This window comes from Streptococcus zalophi, assembly GCF_016481285.1.
GTDB classification, from domain to species: domain Bacteria; phylum Bacillota; class Bacilli; order Lactobacillales; family Streptococcaceae; genus Streptococcus; species Streptococcus zalophi.
The window spans coordinates 44,651-64,896 of sequence record NZ_JAENBP010000003.1 but is presented as its reverse complement, the minus strand read 5'-3'; the positions used below and the strand labels follow the sequence as shown (position 1 = coordinate 64,896).

Below are 20,246 nucleotides of genomic sequence, written 5' to 3'. Positions count from 1 at the left end.
AATACGAAAGGATGCTAGCAATGAAAAAAATATCTTTTATTACCCAAATAGTGCTAGCTGTTATCGTTGGAATTGCGTTTGGTCTTTGGCTTCCTGATTTGACAGCTTATTTCAGCATTTTTGGTCAAATATTCTTGAAATTGATGCAAATGTCAATTCCTATTCTAATATTTGGACAGATTGTCTATGCCCTAGGTAGTATTGAAAAAAAAGATATTTCTAGGATTGGTAGTTTAACAATCATAATATTTGCGGTATCCACTTTAATAGCTGCTTTTTGGGGAATCCTCTTTGGCACTCTTTTTAAACCTGGTCAAGGTGTTGCAATATCATTAACATCTGAGGAAGCAATTGCAGCACAGGAATTAAATATATATGATACGTTTATAGATTTTTTCCCTTCAAACATTTTTGCTTCTTTATCTGGTGGTTCCATAATACAAATTATTGTTTTCTCTCTTATTTTTGGAACAGCTATTAATATCTATGTTCAAAGCCACTCAAATAATGTCATTTTAAAAATTTTAGAAGAGATAAATGATATTGTAATGGTTGTTATTAAAATAGTGATGACAGTGGCTCCTATAGGAATATTTAGTTTAATTGCTGATACTACTAGTGAGGCAGGCTTATCTGTGATTTTACCTCTGTTGAAATACTTGGTAGTCTATGCTTTTGCCACTTTCATATTCTTGATAATCTGGATTGGTGTGGTTAGTACATATTGTAAAAAATCTATAAAATTTGTTATAAGTGGTGTTAAGAATATGTCAGTTGTTGCTTTAACAACAGGATCATCAGCAATCACACTTTCTACAGCAATTGAAGGTGCTAAAAATAATTTAAAAATTGATGACTATATCACTAATTTGGTTTTACCTTTAGGAGTTTCATTAAATAGTAACGGTGCATCAATGCATATGGCAATAACTGTCGTTACAGTTGCCCAAATGTATTCATTTGATCTTAGCGTTGAAAAGTTAATTTATCTAGGTGTTTTAGCTTCACTAGTTTCTCTAGCAAATTCAGTAGCACCAGGATCAAGTATTGTGTCTTTAGCGATTATTTTTCCTCAAATGGGCATTCCGATAGAAGCAGTTGCTTTATTTGCTGGCGTTGATTACTTTGTTGGAATGATTAGAACAATATTAAATGTCGATTCGGATGTTTTTACGGCAATGTTAGTGGCAAAAACTGTCGGTAAATTAAAGAAATAAGATGATTTTGAACAACAATCTATTTATCTCATAGGAGGATTATAAAGTGGATGAACAATTAATTAGAATAAAAGATTATGAATTACATCAATTGATTTTTGATAAATTACACAGTGCTGGTCTTCCAGAAGAACAAGCACAAGAAGTGGCTAATCATCTTGTTTTTGCTGATTTGTCTGGGATACATTCTCATGGTGCTGTGCGTGTTGACTACTATGCTGAACGTATAGATAAAGGTGGTGTGACACGTCACCCTAACTTAAAATTTGAAAAAACTGGTGCTAGCACTGGAATTTATCATGGTGATAATGCTCAAGGTCACTATGTTGCCAATTTAGCCCTTGAACCAATTATTGAAATGGCCAAAGAAACGGGAGTTGCCATTGTTGGACTATCAAAAGTTAGTCATACTGGAACAATGTCATACTATTTAGAAAAATTAGCCAATGAAGATTTAGTAGCTATCTCTATTTGTCAATCCGACCCAATGGTTGTTCCTTTTGGAGGTTCTGAGGTTTATTATGGTACCAACCCAATTGGTTTTGGAGCACCAAGAAAATCAGGTCGACCAGTCATTTTTGACATGGCAACAACTGTTCAAGCATGGGGTAAAATTTTAGACGCTAGATCTAAAGGCAAAGCCATTCCTGAAACTTGGGCTGTGGATAGTCACGGTGTACCAACTACTGATCCGATGGCTGTTGCTGGTCTACTCCCTCTATCAGGACCTAAAGGATATGGCTTAATGATGATGGTTGATATGCTTAGTGGTGTTATGCTTGGCTTACCATTTGGAAAACATGTCTCATCCATGTATGCAGATATGACAAAAGGAAGAGACCTAGGTCATCTCTTTATTGTAATTGATCCTTCTCGATTTATTAATCTTGAGATCTTTAAAAACTATGTTGAACAAAGTATTAATGAATTGCATGAAGTGAAACCAGCTAAAGGATTTGAACAAGTCTATTATCCTGGTGAGCCAAATATTCTAACTTACCAAAAGAATAAAGAAAATGGCATCAATATTCCAAAATGGATCATTGATTACCTGAAATCAGAGACACTTCATTTTGATAAATATGGTGACAAAGATCCTTTTGCAAAATAAAATTTGTGCATGATATTTTTTATCTTCCTCATTTCAATCGAGATGGGGAAGATTTTAAATCACTTATTAAAATGTTATTGTAAAATGAGGATAAACAAATGAAAAAATATTTTAACGTTTTAATCTATGGTTTTTTTATCAATTTGTTCAGCCCAATGCTGGTTTATGCAGAAGAAATTGATGAAATTAAAGCCCCAACAGGATTAATGGCAGTTATTGTCATTATTCCCTTAGTAATTGTCTTGTTCTTATTATTTAAAAAAGTTGATATGGTTATTGCTGGCCTTGTTGGTGGCGTTTTAGCTATGATAATTGGTGGAATCAGTTTAGAGGAGGCTAATGGAAAGTTATTAGAAGCAGTGCCTATGATGCTTGGAATAACTGTTCCAATAATCAATTCTGCCATTGCAATGGCAGTTTTTAAAGCTGGAAGTTACTCAGCTGCTTTAACTCTTTCAAAAAGATTAACAAAAGGTAAAGTAGAGTATGTTTCAGCTTTTATTGTCATTTTATTAGCAGCTGCTACTTATATGTCTGGAGTTGGTGGTGGTAGTGCTATGGTTATTGCTCCTTTAGCATTTGCAGCAGTAGGTGTTGTTCCAGAATTAATTGCTGCTATGTCACTAGCAGCAGCAGTTTCATTCACAACGTCTCCTGCTTCTCTAGAATCAAGTATTGTTTCTCAATTGGGTGAATTTTCAATTGGTACTTATGTTTCTGCCATGCGTCCATACTGGTTATTTTTTGTCATTTTGGCTGTTATTTTGTCATTTTGGGGAACGAAAAAAAGAAACATTGGTTTTAAAGAGTCTCTTGATGATGAATTTGACCAAAAAGAAAACGCAGAACTCCTTAAGATAACAATTCCAGCCATTTTCCTATTATTAGCAGTCATATTTGGTCCTCTTTTTAACAATCTTCTAGGTTTTCAATTGTTTACACCTTTAGTTTATATGGTTGTAACACTTGCACTAATATACATGTGTACCGATTTTAGTATGAATCAATCTATTGAATCGATGATTGATGGCTCAACTTATATTTTGACACGACTTTTTCAAGTTGGTATCTTCTTAGCTTTTATTAATGTCATAGCGACAACAGGTACTTTTTCTGTTATTGCTGGTATAGCAAAAAATACCCCTGTGTTTTTAATGGTGCCAGTGGCAATTGTGACAGGTATCTTAATAGGTATACCAGCAGGAGCCTATGTTGGTTCTGTATTAACTTTAGTTTTACCAGTAGCAATATCTTTAGGATTTTCACCATTAGCCTTAGGTTTAGTAACTATTGGTGTTGGCTTTGGTAGTCAGATGAGTTTTGTCAACATCACAATGCAAGCTCTATCATCAGGATTTCAGTTACCAATTTTAGATATTGTAAAAGGCAATGTCAAATGGATTAGTTTGGCCTCAGCTATCTTAGTGCTAATCGGTTTTATTTTTAGTTAATAAGTTTTGGAGGCAAGAAAATGGATTTAATAATTAAACAAGCAAGAATTGATGATGATTTACCCTTACAAGATATCGGTATTCAAGATGGAAAAATTGTAGCTATTGCGAAAGAAATCAATGAAATAGCTGATGAAGTTATTGATGCAAAAGGGAATGTAGTTGTTCCAGGTTTTATTGAAAGTCATCTGCATCTTGATAAAGCTTTGATAGCAGATCGTATGCCTAACAAATCTGGAACGCTTCAAGAAGCGATTCGTGTAACTGGACAATTAAAACCTACCTTCACAGAGGAAGACATTTATAATCGTGCTAAGGAAGCTCTTGAAATGATTATCACACATGGGACAACTACTGTTAGAACGCAGTCTGAGTTCGATCCAAGTCAAGGCTTTTCTGGCTTAAAAACAATCCTTAGATTAAAAGAAGAATATAAGAATGTCATTGATATGCAAGTTGTTGCTTTTCCACAAGAGGGTATTTTTAAAGTACCGGGAACAAAAGAAATGATGTATGAAGCAATGGAAATGGGGGCTGATGTTGTAGGAGGTATTCCTTATAATGATTCTCCAGTTGAAGATCATATTGATTTAGTGTTTGATATTGCAAAACACTATGATAAAGATATTGATTTTCATCAAGATTTTTCAGATGAAGCGGATCATTTAAGTATCGAATATATTTGTGAAAAGACGATAAAAGAGGGGTATCAAGGTAGGGTTTCTGTTGGGCACCTAACAGCTTTACATGCACTACCAGATCATCTTTTAACTCCCATTATTGAAAAAATGGCTAAAGCAAAAATTAATGTTATGTCTTTACCAGCTACAGATTTGCATTTGGGAGGAAGAAATGATTCTTCCAATGTTCGTAGAGCTGTTACACCTATTAGAAAACTGCGTGATGGCGGTGTTAATGTGTGTCTTTCAACTAATAATATTCGTAACGCTTTTACGCCCTATGGGACAGGTGATATTATTCAGACTGCTATGCTTGCCATTCCGGTTAGTCATCTAGGTGGCGCAGATGATTTAAAAACTGTTTTGCCAATGATAACAACCAATCCAGCAAAAGCTTTGCGATTAGAAAATTATGGTTTAGCTGTAGGCAAACAAGCTGATTTGGTCATTTTAGATACTAAAATAGTAAACCATGCGATTATAGATATTCCTGAACGTCTCTTTGTTATTAAAAAGGGAAATATTATCGTAAAAACAACCAAAACTACTATTTTATCAAAGCCGTATTAGATTACTATTATGATGGCATCAAAAAAACTGCTTTTTAGCAGTTTTTTTGATAGAATATTTTTATGACACTAAAACAATTTTTTATTCTGGCTGCCATGTGTAGTGTAGAAACGTATTTTTTAACAGATGCCTTTTTTAATCAGTCTTATTGGTTAGTTGGGTTTTGGGCCATTTTTCTGCTTCAAAATCTTCGAAAAGCCTATATTATTAGTAAGTGGACACGTTATTTTAACTCCTCATCTCCCAAGAAGAAAGACTAATGTCTCCCCCTAAGAGCGTTTTTGTTTTTCCATTATCTAGTTGGACGATTAAAGCGCCGTTATCTGTAATATCTTCTGCAACACCTTGATAGGTTTTTCCATCTTCTAAGAAGGTAATTTGTTTGTCTAAAATGAAAGATTTATCCTTGTAGACTTTAATGAGATCTGTTTCAGGAGTGGTCAAAAATAACTTTAAAATTTCTACGATGAGTTGATTTCTTGTAATACTAGGTTCTTCTGAAAAAAGTGATGTTGCTTTATTTTCAAGCTCTTTGGGCATTTCTTTAATATTAAAATTGATACCAATACCTATAATCACATCAGTTATCATTCCTGTTTCAACAGAACTAATAGCTTCGGTTAAAATACCAGCTATTTTTTTTTGTCCTAAATAGATATCATTGACCCATTTAATTTGTGTTTCAATACCTGTTAAGCGAGAAATGGCTTTAACAATAGCACTTGCAATCATCATAGTATAGGCTGGTTGTTTATCAGTAGCAACATGAGGTTGAATATGTAAGGACATGTAAATGCCACCAGAAGAAGCATGAAAAGAACGTCCAAATCGTCCTTTAGCTTCTTTTTGATTACTAGCAAGATACAGTCTTGGCGCTTTTTGACCTTCTTGAATGCCAATTTTGGCATCTAATTGCGTTGATAGACTGTTATGGTTAAGTATAACTGGAACACCAGTTTGTTTTTCAATCATTTCTGGAATTAATAAGTCTCCAAATAATAATCTATAACCTCGTTTTTTTTGAGATTGAATCTTAACATCAAATTGTTCTAATTTTTGAATAGCTTTCCAAATAGCAGTTCTAGAGAGTTGACAATGAGAACCCAACTCTTCTCCAGTGACAAAGCCTTTGGTTTCAGAAAGTTGGCAAAAAATTTTTTCGTATGTTTTCATGCTTCTAGTATAATATAAAAGACTTGAAAAATCATTTTAAATGATATTATAACTTGAAAAATAATTAAGTTCATGATATACTTAACTGGTTAATAAAAAGGAGGAAAAAAATGAAAAAAAATCTTACTATAGTAAAAATTCTTAGTCTTATTCTTGCTGGTTACTTTATGCTAGCTGCTTGTCAAGCAACGTCAAATGACAGTAAAAAAGATGACGATAAAGTAACAACTCAAGAAGTGGTTGATCATGATGACCATGACGACCATGATGGATTAGTTGTCGTTTCTGAAATTATGGCAGATGGTTTTGCTCATGTTCATGGCGATCATGATCATTTTGAAGAAGGAAAAATACCAGGAAATGCAAAGTTCTTAGATAGTACCTTACCAGCTGATGATTATGTCTTTGATGAAAAAGATGTTGTTTACAACCTTGATGAAGGATCTATTATTAAAGTCAACGATAAATTTTACTATTATCCAAACGATAAAGAAAATACTGACACCATCCTCACTAAAGAAGAAGCAATGGCTTTGACTGAAGGTGATGACCATGATGAAGATCACGACGATCATGATGATCATCATGAGGATCATGAATAAGATTAATAAAACACCCTAACTTTAGGGTGTTTTTCGTCATTAATTGTAAAAAATTCTTAACGAATCTATCATAAACTGTTTTTTGATAATAGGTAGTTTTTATAATATAAAATCTGTCAAAAAAATGATATAATAATGAAGTTAATAAGTCCCGAAAAGATAGCTAAGCTAGTACTTTGTAACTTTTTAACACTATTAATTAAAAGGGGGACATAAAAAATATGTCAGAACGAAAACTATTTACTTCTGAATCAGTTTCAGAAGGACATCCAGATAAGATTGCTGATCAAATATCAGACGCTATTTTAGATGCTATATTAGATCAGGATCCAGAAGCACATGTGGCTGCTGAAACGGTTGTTTACACTGGTTCAGTTCATGTTTTTGGGGAAATCTCAACAACTGCTTATGTGGATATTAATCGAATAGTAAGAGATACCATTGCTGATATTGGTTATACAAATACCGACTATGGTTTTTCTGCTGAAACTGTGGGTGTTCATCCCTCACTAGTTGAACAATCACCAGATATCGCACAAGGCGTCAATAAGGCACTCGAAAATAGAGAAGGTGATGAGGATAATCTTAGTCTTATTGGAGCAGGAGACCAAGGCTTGATGTTTGGTTTTGCTGTTGATGAAACACCTGAATTGATGCCATTACCTATTTCTTTAGCCCATAAGTTAGTTAGAAAATTAGCAGAACTTAGAAAAAACAAATCATTATCATATCTTCGTCCAGATGCGAAAAGTCAGGTAACAGTTGAATATGATGAAAATGATAGACCCGTTCGTGTTGATACTGTTGTTATTTCAACACAACACAATCCTGAAGCCAGTCAAGAACAAATTAGGCAGGATATGATTGAACAAGTGATAAAATCTGTTATTCCAAATAAATATTTGGATCAAGACACTAAATTTTTTATCAATCCAACCGGACGTTTTGTCATTGGAGGGCCGCAAGGTGATTCAGGATTAACGGGACGAAAGATTATAGTTGACACTTATGGTGGTTATTCCCGTCATGGTGGTGGTGCTTTTTCAGGAAAAGATGCGACAAAGGTTGACCGTTCAGCTAGCTATGCCGCAAGATATATTGCCAAAAATATAGTAGCAGCAGGTTTTGCAAGAAAAGCTGAGGTTCAGTTAGCTTATGCTATTGGTGTTGCCCAGCCTGTATCTATCCGTATTGATACTTTTGGGACCAGTCAAATTTCAGAAAACAAATTAGAAAAAGCTATTCGAGAGAATTTTGATCTACGACCAGCAGGGATTATTAAGATGCTTGATTTAAAACGTCCAATATACAGACAAACAGCTGCTTATGGTCATATGGGTCGTACTGATCTTGATTTGCCTTGGGAAAGATTAGATAAAGTTGAAGCCTTAAAAAATTTTTTAACCCGATAAAAAGAGAGAGGAAATCCCTCTCTTTTTTGATGATTTTCATAAAATTTGTCAAAATAGGCTATAATATGGTAAAATGAAAAGGTTGAAGTCTAGTATAGGAAAGATGTTTAAATGAAAAAAATTATAATCAATGGCGGTAAAACTTTAAAAGGAGAAGTAACGGTATCTGGTGCAAAAAACAGTATTGTTGCTTTAATTCCTGCGGCCATTTTATCAGATGATATTGTAAGGCTGGATGGTGTTCCAGATATTAGTGATGTTGATAGCCTCATTGAAATTCTAATTGCAATGGGTGCTAAGGTTAAAAAAGAACATGATTCTTTAGAAATTGATCCAAGAAGTATACAAAATAATCCCATGCCATATGGTAAAATTAATAGTTTGAGGGCTTCCTATTATTTTTATGGTAGCCTTTTAGGGCGATTTGGTGAGGCTGTTGTAGGTTTGCCGGGTGGTTGTGATCTTGGCCCTCGCCCTATTGATTTACACTTAAAAGCTTTTGATTCCATGGGTGCAAAATCTTCATTTGAAGGAAATTATATGAAGTTGACAACCAAAGGAGCTTCTCTTTTAGGTGCTCATATTTATATGGATACTGTTAGTGTTGGTGCGACAATTAATACCATACTAGCAGCAACAAAAGCAAAAGGAAAAACGATTATTGAAAATGCAGCAAGAGAGCCTGAAATTATTGATGTTGCGACTTTTCTTAATAATATGGGAGCTCATATTCGTGGTGCTGGAACCGATGTTATTACCATAGAAGGTGTATCACAATTGGGAAGTACCCGTCATCAAGTCATTCCTGATCGTATTGAAGCTGGAACTTATATTGCTTTAGCGGCTGCTGTAGGCGAAGGTGTTAGAATTAACAATGTCCTTTATGAGCACTTAGAAGGTTTTATTTCAAAGCTAGAAGAGATGGGTGTTAAAATGACTGTCGAAGAAGATAGTATTTTTGTAGAAAAACAAGACCATTTGAGAGCTGTTACCATTAAAACTTCCCCTTATCCGGGATTTGCCACTGATTTACAACAACCAATAACTCCTTTATTGCTTTGTGCTCGGGGTAGAGGCATTATTATTGATACTATTTATGAAAAACGAGTTAATCATATACCAGAATTAGCAAGAATGAATGCTGATATTTCGGTAGTTGGTGGCAAAATTGTTTATAATGGTCCGTCATCATTATCTGGTGCCAAGGTCAAAGCAACTGATTTAAGAGCTGGTGCTGCACTTATTATAGCTGGTTTATTGGCCAAAGGACAAACTGAAATTACCAATGTTGAATTTATTCTTCGTGGTTATTCTAATATTGTTGAAAAATTAGACCATCTAGGTGCGGATATAACTCTTGTCGATGATTAATCTTAATGTAAAAAAGCTATTTAGGAAAACCTAAATAGCTTTTTTTTAATTAAGATGAATACGTTCTTTTGTTTCCATATCAAAGAAATGACCTTTGGCTACATTAAAAGTGAGGTTAACACTTTCACCAGGTTGATGGAAATCTCTAGCATCAACACGCGCTGCAAACTCAGTTTGTCCAAGTTTTACATAGAGCATGGTTTCACTACCCAATAATTCTGAGACTAAAACCTCAGCAGTGACATTGGCATTTGGATAAGTTTCATGAACAATTTGATTGCTTGAAATATCCTCAGGTCGAATTCCAAAAATAAGTGGTTTATTAAGGTATCCTTTTGCTTCTAAAGCTTTACGTTGTCCTTCAGTGATAGCAACTCTTAGTCCTTCAGAGTCAACAAGTTCTTCACCTTCAATTTGAACGTTAAAGAAGTTCATAGACGGGCTACCAATAAAGCCAGCGACAAACTGATTGGCAGGATAACTATAGAGTTCTTGAGGAGAACCGATTTGTTCCACACGTCCAATTGTTCCAGTACCATCAGGATTTTTAGTAGCACTCATAATAACAATGCGATCAGCAAGTGTCATTGCTTCTGTTTGGTCGTGAGTGACATAGATAGTTGTTGCACCAATACGTCTGTGAATTTTTGCAATTTCAGCACGCATAGAAACACGTAACTTGGCATCTAGGTTAGAAAGAGGTTCATCCATTAAGAACACTTTTGCGTCCCTAACAATGGCACGTCCCATAGCCACACGTTGACGTTGTCCCCCAGAAAGATCAGCAGGTTTACGGTCAAGAAATTCAGTTAAACCGATAGCTTCAGCGGCTTCACGCACACGTTTGTCAATATCATCTTTTTTGTATTTACGCAGTTTAAGACCAAAAGCCATATTTTCATAGACTGTCATATGGGGGTACAAAGCATAGTTTTGAAAAACCATAGCAATATCACGATCTTTAGGAGCGGCATCATTCATGAGCTTCTCATCAATATAAAGCTCGCCCTTTGTAATGTCTTCTAAACCAGCAATCATACGAAGAGTTGTTGATTTTCCACATCCTGAAGGACCAACAAAGACGATAAATTCCTTATCTTTAATGTCGAGATTGAAATTCTCAACAGAATAGTGTTTACTATTAGGATATTTTTTATAGATATTATTTAATTTTACTGTTGTCATAACAATTTTTTCCTCACTATTTTATTTAGCTTCTTACTTAACAGAACCGCCAGTAATACCTTCAACATAGTATTTTTGCATAAACATGAAGAGAAGGGTTATTGGAATGGCAATGAGAACAGAACCAGCGGTAAAGGCCATGAACCATTCATTAATGGTGTCTGGCTGCAACATTGAGAATAAACCAATAGCAACGGTATATTTACTAGTGGCATCCCCTAAGATAACTTGCGCAAAGATAAAATCAATCCACGGGCCCATAAATGCTAGTAAAGCAGTGTAGACAATAATAGGTTTTGAAAGTGGAAGTGTTATCTTAAAGAAAATATCCATTCTTGTTGCTCCATCAATCATTGCTGACTCATCAAGAGAATAAGGGATGGTGTCAAAAAATCCTTTAGCAATGTAAAATGTGAGTGCTGCACCAGCCGAATAAACAAGAATTAATGATGTTAATGTTTGAGTTAAACCAAGGGCTTTTAAAATGTAGTAAACAGCAATCATGCTCATGAAACCTGGGAACATATTAAGCACCAAGGCGAGTTTTAAAAAGTGATTTCTAAACTTAAATTTGATACGACTAAGTGAGTAAGCCATTGCCACTGTGATAAAAGTTGAAAGGACACAGGTGGCCGATGCAACAAACAAGGTATTTAAAAACCAACGTCCAAATGGGAAGGAGCTATTTGTAAATAACTTAATATAATTGTCTAAAGTAAACGTTTTAGGGATGAAGTAGCTAACATAAGCAGTTCCTTCACCACGAAAACTAGTAAGAACAACCCAAACAATAGGGAAGAGCCAAATAATTGATAAAATAATAAGTGTCAAATATACCATCGTTAGACGGAGTTGTTTTTTAGATTTCATTATTTTGCTACTCCTTCCTTGTAAGATGCAGTTCTAGTATAGGCTAATAAACTAAATACAGCAGAAATTGTGAAGATTAAAATCCCTACAACAGAAGCCAAGTTATAATCGGCAGCAGTGACCGTTAATTTATAAAGCCAAGTAACTAGAAGGTCAGTACTTCCAGCTTGGTAGAACTGAGAATTTGTTGGTCCACCACCAGTAAGTAAGTAAATGACATTGAAGTTATTAATGTTACCAACAAATTGTTGAATGAGGGTTGGAGTCATAATCAAAACAATTTGTGGGAAAGTAATTGATTTAAAGACTTGGAATTTGCTAGCCCCATCAATCTCAGCAGCCTCAATTTGTTCACTAGGTAGATTCATGATAATACCAGTCGCAATTAGCATGGTAAAGGGAATACCTACCCACATATTAACAAAAATAATCGAAAACTTAGCCCAAAGTGGATCTGATAAGAAAGGTAAGCCTTCATGAATCAATCCCAAATTTTTCAATAAAGAATTTAGAGGACCAACATCATTTAATAGATTTCTCATAATTAAAAGAGAAATAAATTGTGGGACAGCAATTGTAATAACAAAGATAGTACGCCACATTTTCTTTAACTTAAGCCCTTTGGTACTAATTAATAGTGCCAAAACAACTCCAAAGAAAAAGTTAGTTGCAGTGGCAAAAACAGCCCAAATCAGTGTCCAAGAAAGAACAGGGAAGAAAGTACCAGCCATTCGCCCACTAAAGACATTACCAAAATTAGTAAAACCAACCCAGTCAAAGAGTGATTTTGGTGGTAAATGACTATGGTCAAAGTTAGTGAAGGCGATAGTAATCATATAAATAAGAGGTAAGATTGTAAAAAGTAGGACACCAATTAGTGGTACCGCCATCAAAGTCATGTGGAAACGACCATTAGCAAGAGTTTTAAAATCTTCTTTAAAAGATGGTATTTTTTGACCATTTTTTTTCAAAAGATAGATATTTCTAGCACTTTTTAGATTTGACCAATAAATGTAAGCAAAAAAAAGACAAAAGATAAGTGATGCTAATCCAAAAATCAGCATTAACATAGAATTATCACCATCAACAGCCACTTGTAGTGTAATACCATCTACTTCTTGAGTCGTCATGCCTTGTGTTTGTGTTCCTAAAGTAATCAAGCCAGCCAAGGCAGGAATAATTTGAACAAAAAATGCAATGAAAAATAAAATTTCACTTAGTAAAAATAGTAATCCTTTAATAAATTGTTTATTAGCAAGGTTGGCAAATCCCATAATCAAAAAAGAGAGTTTAATGTCAATGCCACCTTCTTTAAAAGCTTGAGGGACAGAGACGTTCTCATATGTGATAGCTTTAGCCATAGAAAGACTCCTTTATAATAATAATCAGAAACTCTGCTAGTTAAACTTGACACATGAAAAGCTTAATTAGCAGAGGTTCTTACTAAATAAAACAAGTGGGGAGAAGTTTTCTCCTCACTTGTTACGTGTCATGAATTATTCAGTAGCAGCAAGATCTTTATCAAATTGTTGAAGTTTTGATAAATAGTCACTTTCTGGAATTTTTCCATTGTATGTGTCACTAAGGATAGCAGCACTTTCAGTCCAGAAGGTACCCATTTGACTCAACTTAGGCATAACAACAGTGTAGTCTGTTGAAGATCCCATTTTTATTACGGCTTGTGCTAAATCATGATTTTGAACAACTTCAGAAGCTTGAACTTCTTTATTTGCTGGGATGATAGTACGAGTTTCAAATTGGTTAGCTTGGCTTTCAGCGTTAGTTAAGTATGAAGCTAATTGGTAACTTGCAGCGATACGTTTAGTATCACCCTTAGCAGGTGCTTGGTTAACAGCATAAAGTTTAACACCTAAGAATGCTTTTTGTTGAACGTCTTGTCCACCAATGTTAATCATTGGGTAAACAGCAATACCTAAATTATCAGCTCCAATAGCTTCTTGAGCTGCTTGATAGTTCCATGGACCTGTTTCAATAGCAGCAACAGTTCCCTCACCAAATGATGACATCACATTACTTGCATCTAAGTTAACAAAACCAGAGTTATTGTTTTGGTCAGCAATCCATTTAAGAACAGAAACACCAGCTTCATTTCCCCAGTTAGTACCAGAAACATCTTCACCATTTTCACCAAATAAAGTATCACCAACTGACATAAATAATGGACCAGTTGCGTAGGCATTCATTTGTTTAAAGGTTTCACCAAATGTTGCTTTTGAAGTGATTGTTTCATAAGACTTAACATCTTCTTCAGATAATTTTTCTTTGTTGTAGAAAAGTACTTGAGATTCAATACCAAATGGGAATGCATATGTTTTACCATTGTATTGAGCCCCAGCAATGGCTTGATCAGTTGCAGTAGCTGCAATTTCAGAAGCGTACTCTTCAGGGATTTCTTGGATAACCCCAGACTCAACTAATTGACCAAGTTGATCATGAGGAAGTGAGAAGACATCAGCAGCAGTACTTGCATCTTTTTTGATTTTTTCTTGTGCTTTAGGATCTTCAGATTCGATAACTTTAACTTTATAACCAGAATCTTTCTCAAATTGAGCAACAATATCTTTATATGAGTCTTTTGAATCGGTTGGGACCCATAGTTTAATAGTTTTGTCATCTGATGATGAAGCAGTTTCTTCTTTTTTATCATTAGATCCGCAAGCGACTAATAAAGTACTAGCAAGTGTTAAACTTGCACCACTAATCAATAATTTTTGCCATTTTTTCATAGCTTGTTTCCTCCCTGAAACGTTAAATAAATTTAGTTACACCACTATTATGCAACCGTTTGCAGAAAATGTCAAGTATTTTAGTTCATTTTTTTAAAATTTTTTTCTTTTTTACTTTTTTATTTAAAATAAAAGTTATAAAAAGAATTTTTAAAAAATGGATAACATAGTTGTGATATCATTTAAACGCTTTATCAACTTGTTTAAAATGAAAATCTATTGTAGAATAGAAAATATCATTAATAGATTATATTTCAAGGGAGGTAGCAATAGATGGTTACAATAAAAGACGTTGCAAAAAAAGCTGGTGTCAACCCATCAACTGTTAGTCGTGCTTTAAAAAATAGTCATTCCATATCTTTAAAGACAAAGGAAAAAGTCAAAAAAGCAATGGATGACTTAGGCTATGTCCCTAATTTTGCTGCTCAAATGTTAGCAAGTGGCTTAACACAATGTGTTGGCGTTATTTTGCCACCTTTAACAAGTTCTGATCGCATCAGTCAACCTTTCTTTATGGAAATTTTAACAATCATTAATGACGAAGCTAAAAAGAAAAACTTTACCGTATCAATTGCAACAGGTGAATCCACAGAAAGTCTAAAAGATCAGGCAAAGTTAATGTACCGTCAAAAAAGAGTAGATGGCTTTATTGTCTTGTATTCAGAAAAAAATGATCCTGTTAGTCTTTTTCTTAGTCAAAATAATATTCCTTTCGTTGTTGTCGGATCACAAGAATCACAAGAAAAAGCGATTACCTATATTGATAATGACAACCAATTAATGGCAAAAACAGCTGTCGATTACCTTTTTGAAAAAGGTCATAAAAACATTTTGTTTATTACAGATGATGAAAAAGCGAAGGTTAATTCTGAGCGCTATCTAGGGTATACTTTAGGAACAAAATCTTTGAAAATAAAAAATTATGGCAGTATTTTATTTGATCGCCACAATCCCTTGTCACTAGATAATGCTATTACTAAAATAAAAGATGAAAATATCACAGCCTTAATTGTAATTGATGATATGCTGTCAGTACGCGTTATTCAATTTTTATCTTTTTATAATATTAAAGTACCTGATCATGTTTCAATTATTTCTTTTAATAATTCTGTCTATTCTAAAATCATCCACCCTTATTTAACAACTTTTGATATTAACATTAAACAATTGGGGAAATCAAGTTTGTTAGGATTGTTAGATAAATTGCATCATCATAAAACTAGTTATCAAAAGGAGACAGTACCTTTTAATCTAAAAGAAAGAGAAAGTGTTCGTGATCTCTATAAATTATAAGAAAGAGTTACTCTTTCTTTTTTTTTTGAAAAAGCTTGACCTATGCAACCGTTTGCGTTATAATTTCATTACAATAAATTAAATCGAGGTAAAAGCTATGGATAAACGAGCAAGTGGTGTTTTAATGCACATTACATCTTTACCAGGTAAATTTGGAATTGGTACTTTTGGCAAAGAAGCGTATGAATTTATTGATTTTTTAGTCGAAACAAAACAAACCTATTGGCAAATTTTACCTTTAACAACAACTAGTTTTGGTGACTCTCCTTATCAATCTTTTTCTGCCATGGCTGGAAATACTCATCTTATTGATTTTGAATTTTTAGCACAAGAAGGAATTTTACGTAAGGAAGATTATGATACTGCTATTTTTTCAAAAAACGAAGAAGCGGTTGACTATAATCTTTTGTTTGATACAAGACGTCCTATTCTTGAAAAGGCAGTTGAGCAATTTCTAACCATTGAGGAATTAAAACAAGATTATGCTGCTTTTGAGTCAGACAATCATTCTTGGTTGACAAATTTCGCTGAGTTTATGGCGCTTAAAGAATATTTTGATAATAAGGCGCTTCCTTTATGGGATGATCAAAAAGCAATTTGTCGTGATGAAGAGACATTGGCATACTATCGTCAATTATTAGCAAAAGAAATTCATTACCATAAAGTGTGTCAATATTTTTTCTTTACTCAATGGCAAAAACTAAAAGCTTATGCTAACCAGAGAAACATTGCTATTATTGGAGATATGCCAATCTATGTTTCAGCTGATAGTGTTGAAGTATGGACTATGCCAGAACTTTTCAAATTAGATGAAAATAGGAATCCTCTTTTTGTTGCAGGTGTTCCCGCAGATGATTTTAGTGCTGATGGTCAACTTTGGGGTAATCCCATTTACGATTGGGAAAATCATGCTAAAACAGGTTATGCTTGGTGGATTGAGCGCATTAGAGAAAGTTTTAAGTTATACGATTATTTAAGAATTGACCACTTTAAAGGTTTTTCTGATTATTGGGAAATTGATGGAAAAGCAGCGATTGCCCGTTATGGCAGTTGGCAGCCTGGTCCCGGCATCGACTTATTTAATGCCGTTAAAGAGGCACTAGGTGATTTACCAATAATCGCTGAAGATTTAGGAAATATTGATGAAAAAGCAAGACAACTATTGCAAAATGCTAATTTTCCAGGAATGAAGGTCCTTGAATTTGGTTTTTATGATATTGAGGGTAAAAGTATTGATAGTCCTCATCGTTGTATTCCAAATACTGTTGCTTATTCTGGAACTCATGATAACGAAGTGATCAATGGTTGGTATGATAATCTTAGTCCTGAACAAAAAGATTATTTTGATGCTTACAGTAATCGTAAACCGATTGAGCCAGTTAGCCAAGCCATGCTTCGTGTTCTTTTTGCAACCTCAAGTAACACCGTTATTGCTACCATGCAAGATATTTTAGATAAAGATGCAGAAACTCGAATGAATATGCCTTCTACTGTTGGAGGAAATTGGCAATGGCGTATGAAAAAGGAAGATTTAACACAAGATAAAAAAGACTTTTTAATTAAAATCACAACATTATATCAAAGAGGAAATGAAAAAAATGACTTATTTAACTAACTATGTTTTAGAAAAAACAAACAAACCCCTTACGGAATTAACAAATGAAGAAATTTATGTTCAGCTATTAGATTACGTTAAAGAAGCTGCACAAAAAAAAGAAAAAAATCAATCAAAACGCAAAGTTTACTATATTTCAGCAGAATTTCTTATTGGAAAATTATTGTCAAATAATTTAATTAACTTAGGAATTTATAAAGAAATCAAAGAAGAATTAGCAGCTGCAGGGAAATCAATCAGTCAGATTGAAGATGTTGAACCAGAACCATCACTTGGAAATGGTGGCTTAGGAAGACTTGCCTCATGTTTTGTTGACTCTATGTCAACATTATCTTTAAATGGTGAGGGTGTTGGTCTAAATTACCATTGTGGTCTCTTTAGACAAGTGTTTAGAAATAACCAACAAGAAGCTGAACCTAATTTTTGGATTGAAAATGATAGTTGGTTGCAACCAACGGATATTAATTATGAAGTTCCATTTAAAAAGTTTACCCTTAAATCAAAACTAGATCGTATTGATGTTTTAGGTTATCAAAAAGAGACCAAAAATTATCTTAATTTGTTTGATATTGAGTCAGTTGACTATGGTTTAATCAAAGAAGGGATTTCCTTTGATAAAAGTGACATTAAAAATAATTTAACTCTCTTTCTCTACCCTGATGATTCAGATAAAACAGGTGAATTACTTCGTATTTATCAACAGTATTTTATGGTTTCAAATGCCGCTCAACTTTTAATTGACGAAGCCATTGAAAGAGGAAGTAACCTTCATGATTTGGCTGACTATGCTTATGTTCAAATCAATGACACACATCCATCACTTGTTATTCCTGAATTGATTCGCTTATTAACAGAAAAACATGGTCTTTCATTTGAAGAGTCGGTTGCTATCGTTAAAAACATGATGGGTTATACCAACCACACCATCTTAGCAGAAGCCTTGGAAAAATGGCCGCTTGATTATCTAGAAGAAGTGGTACCACATCTTGTTACTATCATTCGTCAGTTGGATGAGCTTGTTAAAAAAGATTACACAAATCCTTCAGTTCATATTATTGATGAGTCTGGACGTGTTCATATGGCACATATGGATATTCACTACTCAAACAGTGTTAATGGGGTGGCAGCACTCCACACAGAAATCTTGAAAAACAGTGAATTAAAAGATTTCTATGAGTTATATCCTGAGAAATTCAACAATAAAACAAATGGTATCACCTTTAGACGCTGGTTAGAATTTGCTAACCAAGATTTAGCTGATTATCTTAAAGAATTAATTGGCGATGGCTATCTAGAGGATGCTACTCAACTTGAAAAATTATTGGATTTTGCTGATGATGTCAACGTTCATCAAAAATTAGCTGAGATTAAATTTAATAATAAATTGGCTTTGAAAAACTATCTTAAAGATAATAAGGGCATTGATTTAGACGAAAACTCCATTATTGATACTCAAATCAAACGATTCCATGAATACAAACGTCAACAAATGAATGCTTTATATGTTATTCATAAATATCTAGACATTAAAAAAGGTAACCTCCCAAAACGTAAGATTACAATTATTTTTGGGGGTAAGGCTGCTCCAGCTTACACCATAGCCCAAGACATTATTCACTTAATTCTCAGCTTGTCTGAACTAATCAATAATGATCCAGAAGTAAATCCATACCTTAATGTTCATTTAGTTGAAAACTATAATGTGACTGTTGCAGAAAAATTGATTCCAGCTTCTGATGTTTCTGAACAAATTTCATTAGCTTCTAAGGAAGCTTCAGGTACTGGTAACATGAAATTCATGCTAAACGGTGCCTTAACCCTTGGAACAATGGATGGCGCTAATGTTGAAATTGCTGAATTAGCTGGAATGGATAATATTTATACCTTTGGTAAAGATAGTGACACTATTATCGACCTTTATGCTACTTCTGGCTATCATGCTCATGAGTACTATCAAGATGATGTCATTAAAGAAGCTGTTGATTTTATTGTTAGTGAAGCGTTACTTTCTTTTGGTAATAAAGAGCGCTTAGAAAGACTTCATCATGAACTTATCACTAAAGATTGGTTTATGACCTTAATTGATTTAAAAGAATACATTGCTATCAAAGAAAAAGTCTTCTCAGACTATGAAAATCAAGAGCTATGGTCTAAAAAAGTCATCAATAATATTGCTAAATCAGGCTTTTTCTCATCTGATAGAACGATTAAACAGTATAATGAAGATATCTGGCATAGCTAATCCTAATTAAGTTCATTTCATTTTCAAAAAACCCTATCTAGAATATACGGTAGGGTTTTTGAGTACCAGCAATCATGACTCAAAGGAATTTAAATCATTATAAAATCATGATTTTCGTCTTATTCATCGTTGACTAGTATGTAAAAAAACTGTATGATAACCTTATGGATATTTGGACAAATTTGGGAAGATATTCTTATGTTGAAACTAGTCATCTACTGCTTAGACCTTTTCGTTTTAGTGATGGACAGGCATTTTTTGCTATTGCTAGAGTTAGTGGTAACCTTTCTTTTGATTCACCTAGTATTAAAACGAAAGAGGAAAGTGATTATCTAATGGTTCACTCCTTTATGAAAGCTCCTCTTGGCAACTGGGCAATTGAAGAAAAAAAGAGTCAGACTTTAATTGGTGCTATTCGGTTTGAAAAAATTGATTTTTATAATAAAGAGTTAGAAATTTCTTATTTTATTCATAAAGACTTTTGGTCACAAGGATATGCAACAAAAGCCCTAAAATCTATTGTTGCTCTTGCGATTAACGACCTTCGTTTCAAACGTTTAGTGATTATAACACACTTAGAAAACAAGGCTAGTCAAAAGGTAGCTCAAAAAGCAGGCTTTAAAAAGGTCAAACAGTATCGAGGAAGTGATCGATACACACGTAAAACAAGAGAGTATCTTCTTTTTGAATTAAGAAAAAGTGGTTAA

At 33.9% G+C, this 20,246-nt stretch carries 17 protein-coding genes; 12 read left to right on the top strand and 5 right to left on the bottom strand.

Annotated features, from left to right (window positions below; translation table 11 throughout):
* The first annotated feature begins 20 nt into the window (after positions 1-20).
* From JHK64_RS03075 to JHK64_RS07575, 5 genes are all read left to right on the top strand, one after another.
* Positions 21-1,217, top strand: coding sequence for a dicarboxylate/amino acid:cation symporter (locus tag JHK64_RS03075; protein ID WP_199567541.1), 1,197 nt, complete (start codon positions 21-23; stop codon positions 1,215-1,217).
* Positions 1,218-1,263: 46 nt separating this feature from the next.
* Complete coding sequence (gene allD, locus JHK64_RS03070; RefSeq protein WP_199567540.1) at positions 1,264-2,328, top strand: ureidoglycolate dehydrogenase; 1,065 nt, start codon at positions 1,264-1,266, stop codon at positions 2,326-2,328.
* 98 nt (positions 2,329-2,426) lie between these two features.
* A complete protein-coding gene (locus tag JHK64_RS03065) occupies positions 2,427-3,779 on the top strand; it encodes a citrate transporter (RefSeq protein WP_199567539.1) in 1,353 nt (450 codons plus the stop codon).
* Between the two features lie 20 nt (positions 3,780-3,799).
* On the top strand, positions 3,800-5,029 hold the full coding sequence (locus JHK64_RS03060; protein WP_199567538.1) for an amidohydrolase family protein: 1,230 nt from the start codon (positions 3,800-3,802) through the stop codon (positions 5,027-5,029).
* 62 nt (positions 5,030-5,091) lie between these two features.
* A complete protein-coding gene (locus JHK64_RS07575) occupies positions 5,092-5,289 on the top strand; it encodes a DUF3272 family protein (protein ID WP_199567537.1) in 198 nt (65 codons plus the stop codon).
* Here JHK64_RS07575 and birA read toward each other — a convergent pair.
* Positions 5,258-6,202 carry a bifunctional biotin--[acetyl-CoA-carboxylase] ligase/biotin operon repressor BirA gene (gene birA / locus JHK64_RS03050; protein WP_199567536.1) on the bottom strand — a complete coding sequence of 315 codons (945 nt, stop codon included), beginning with the start codon at positions 6,200-6,202 and terminating at the stop codon, positions 5,258-5,260. The two genes, JHK64_RS07575 and birA, sit on opposite strands and share 32 nt — an antisense overlap.
* Before the next feature lie 110 nt (positions 6,203-6,312).
* Between birA and JHK64_RS03045 the strand changes: the two genes are divergently transcribed.
* From JHK64_RS03045 to JHK64_RS03035, 3 genes are all read left to right on the top strand, one after another.
* Positions 6,313-6,804: a pneumococcal-type histidine triad protein gene (locus JHK64_RS03045; RefSeq protein WP_199567535.1), complete on the top strand. Its 492-nt coding sequence runs from the start codon at positions 6,313-6,315 to the stop codon at positions 6,802-6,804.
* Positions 6,805-7,025: 221 nt separating this feature from the next.
* A complete protein-coding gene (gene metK / locus JHK64_RS03040) occupies positions 7,026-8,216 on the top strand; it encodes a methionine adenosyltransferase (RefSeq protein ID WP_199567534.1) in 1,191 nt (396 codons plus the stop codon).
* A gap of 111 nt (positions 8,217-8,327) precedes the next feature.
* Entirely contained in the window at positions 8,328-9,587 is a 1,260-nt protein-coding gene (locus JHK64_RS03035) for a UDP-N-acetylglucosamine 1-carboxyvinyltransferase (protein WP_199567533.1), read from the top strand.
* Positions 9,588-9,632: 45 nt separating this feature from the next.
* On the opposite strand, the gene JHK64_RS03030 is transcribed toward JHK64_RS03035, so the two are convergent.
* From JHK64_RS03030 to JHK64_RS03015, 4 genes are all read right to left on the bottom strand, one after another.
* Positions 9,633-10,772 carry an ABC transporter ATP-binding protein gene (locus tag JHK64_RS03030; RefSeq protein WP_199567532.1) on the bottom strand — a complete coding sequence of 380 codons (1,140 nt, stop codon included), beginning with the start codon at positions 10,770-10,772 and terminating at the stop codon, positions 9,633-9,635.
* A 33-nt stretch (positions 10,773-10,805) separates the two neighbouring features.
* Complete coding sequence (locus tag JHK64_RS03025) at positions 10,806-11,642, bottom strand: sugar ABC transporter permease (protein WP_199567531.1); 837 nt, start codon at positions 11,640-11,642, stop codon at positions 10,806-10,808.
* Positions 11,642-13,003, bottom strand: a complete 1,362-nt coding sequence (locus tag JHK64_RS03020) for a carbohydrate ABC transporter permease (RefSeq protein ID WP_199567530.1) — start codon at positions 13,001-13,003, stop codon at positions 11,642-11,644. The genes JHK64_RS03025 and JHK64_RS03020 overlap by 1 nt, the downstream gene beginning before the upstream one ends.
* A gap of 135 nt (positions 13,004-13,138) precedes the next feature.
* Positions 13,139-14,389, bottom strand: coding sequence for an extracellular solute-binding protein (locus JHK64_RS03015; protein ID WP_199567529.1), 1,251 nt, complete (start codon positions 14,387-14,389; stop codon positions 13,139-13,141).
* Positions 14,390-14,662: 273 nt separating this feature from the next.
* On the opposite strand from JHK64_RS03015, the gene JHK64_RS03010 reads away from it, so the two are divergent.
* The 4 genes from JHK64_RS03010 (at position 14,663) to JHK64_RS02995 (ending at position 20,246) form a co-directional block, all read left to right on the top strand.
* On the top strand, positions 14,663-15,682 hold the full coding sequence (locus JHK64_RS03010) for a LacI family DNA-binding transcriptional regulator (RefSeq protein WP_199567528.1): 1,020 nt from the start codon (positions 14,663-14,665) through the stop codon (positions 15,680-15,682).
* Between the two features lie 97 nt (positions 15,683-15,779).
* On the top strand, positions 15,780-17,297 hold the full coding sequence (gene malQ / locus JHK64_RS03005; protein ID WP_199567527.1) for a 4-alpha-glucanotransferase: 1,518 nt from the start codon (positions 15,780-15,782) through the stop codon (positions 17,295-17,297).
* Positions 17,281-19,539 carry a glycogen/starch/alpha-glucan family phosphorylase gene (gene glgP / locus JHK64_RS03000; RefSeq protein WP_199567526.1) on the top strand — a complete coding sequence of 753 codons (2,259 nt, stop codon included), beginning with the start codon at positions 17,281-17,283 and terminating at the stop codon, positions 19,537-19,539. The genes malQ and glgP overlap by 17 nt, the downstream gene beginning before the upstream one ends.
* A gap of 164 nt (positions 19,540-19,703) precedes the next feature.
* Complete coding sequence (locus JHK64_RS02995) at positions 19,704-20,246, top strand: GNAT family N-acetyltransferase (protein ID WP_199567525.1); 543 nt, start codon at positions 19,704-19,706, stop codon at positions 20,244-20,246.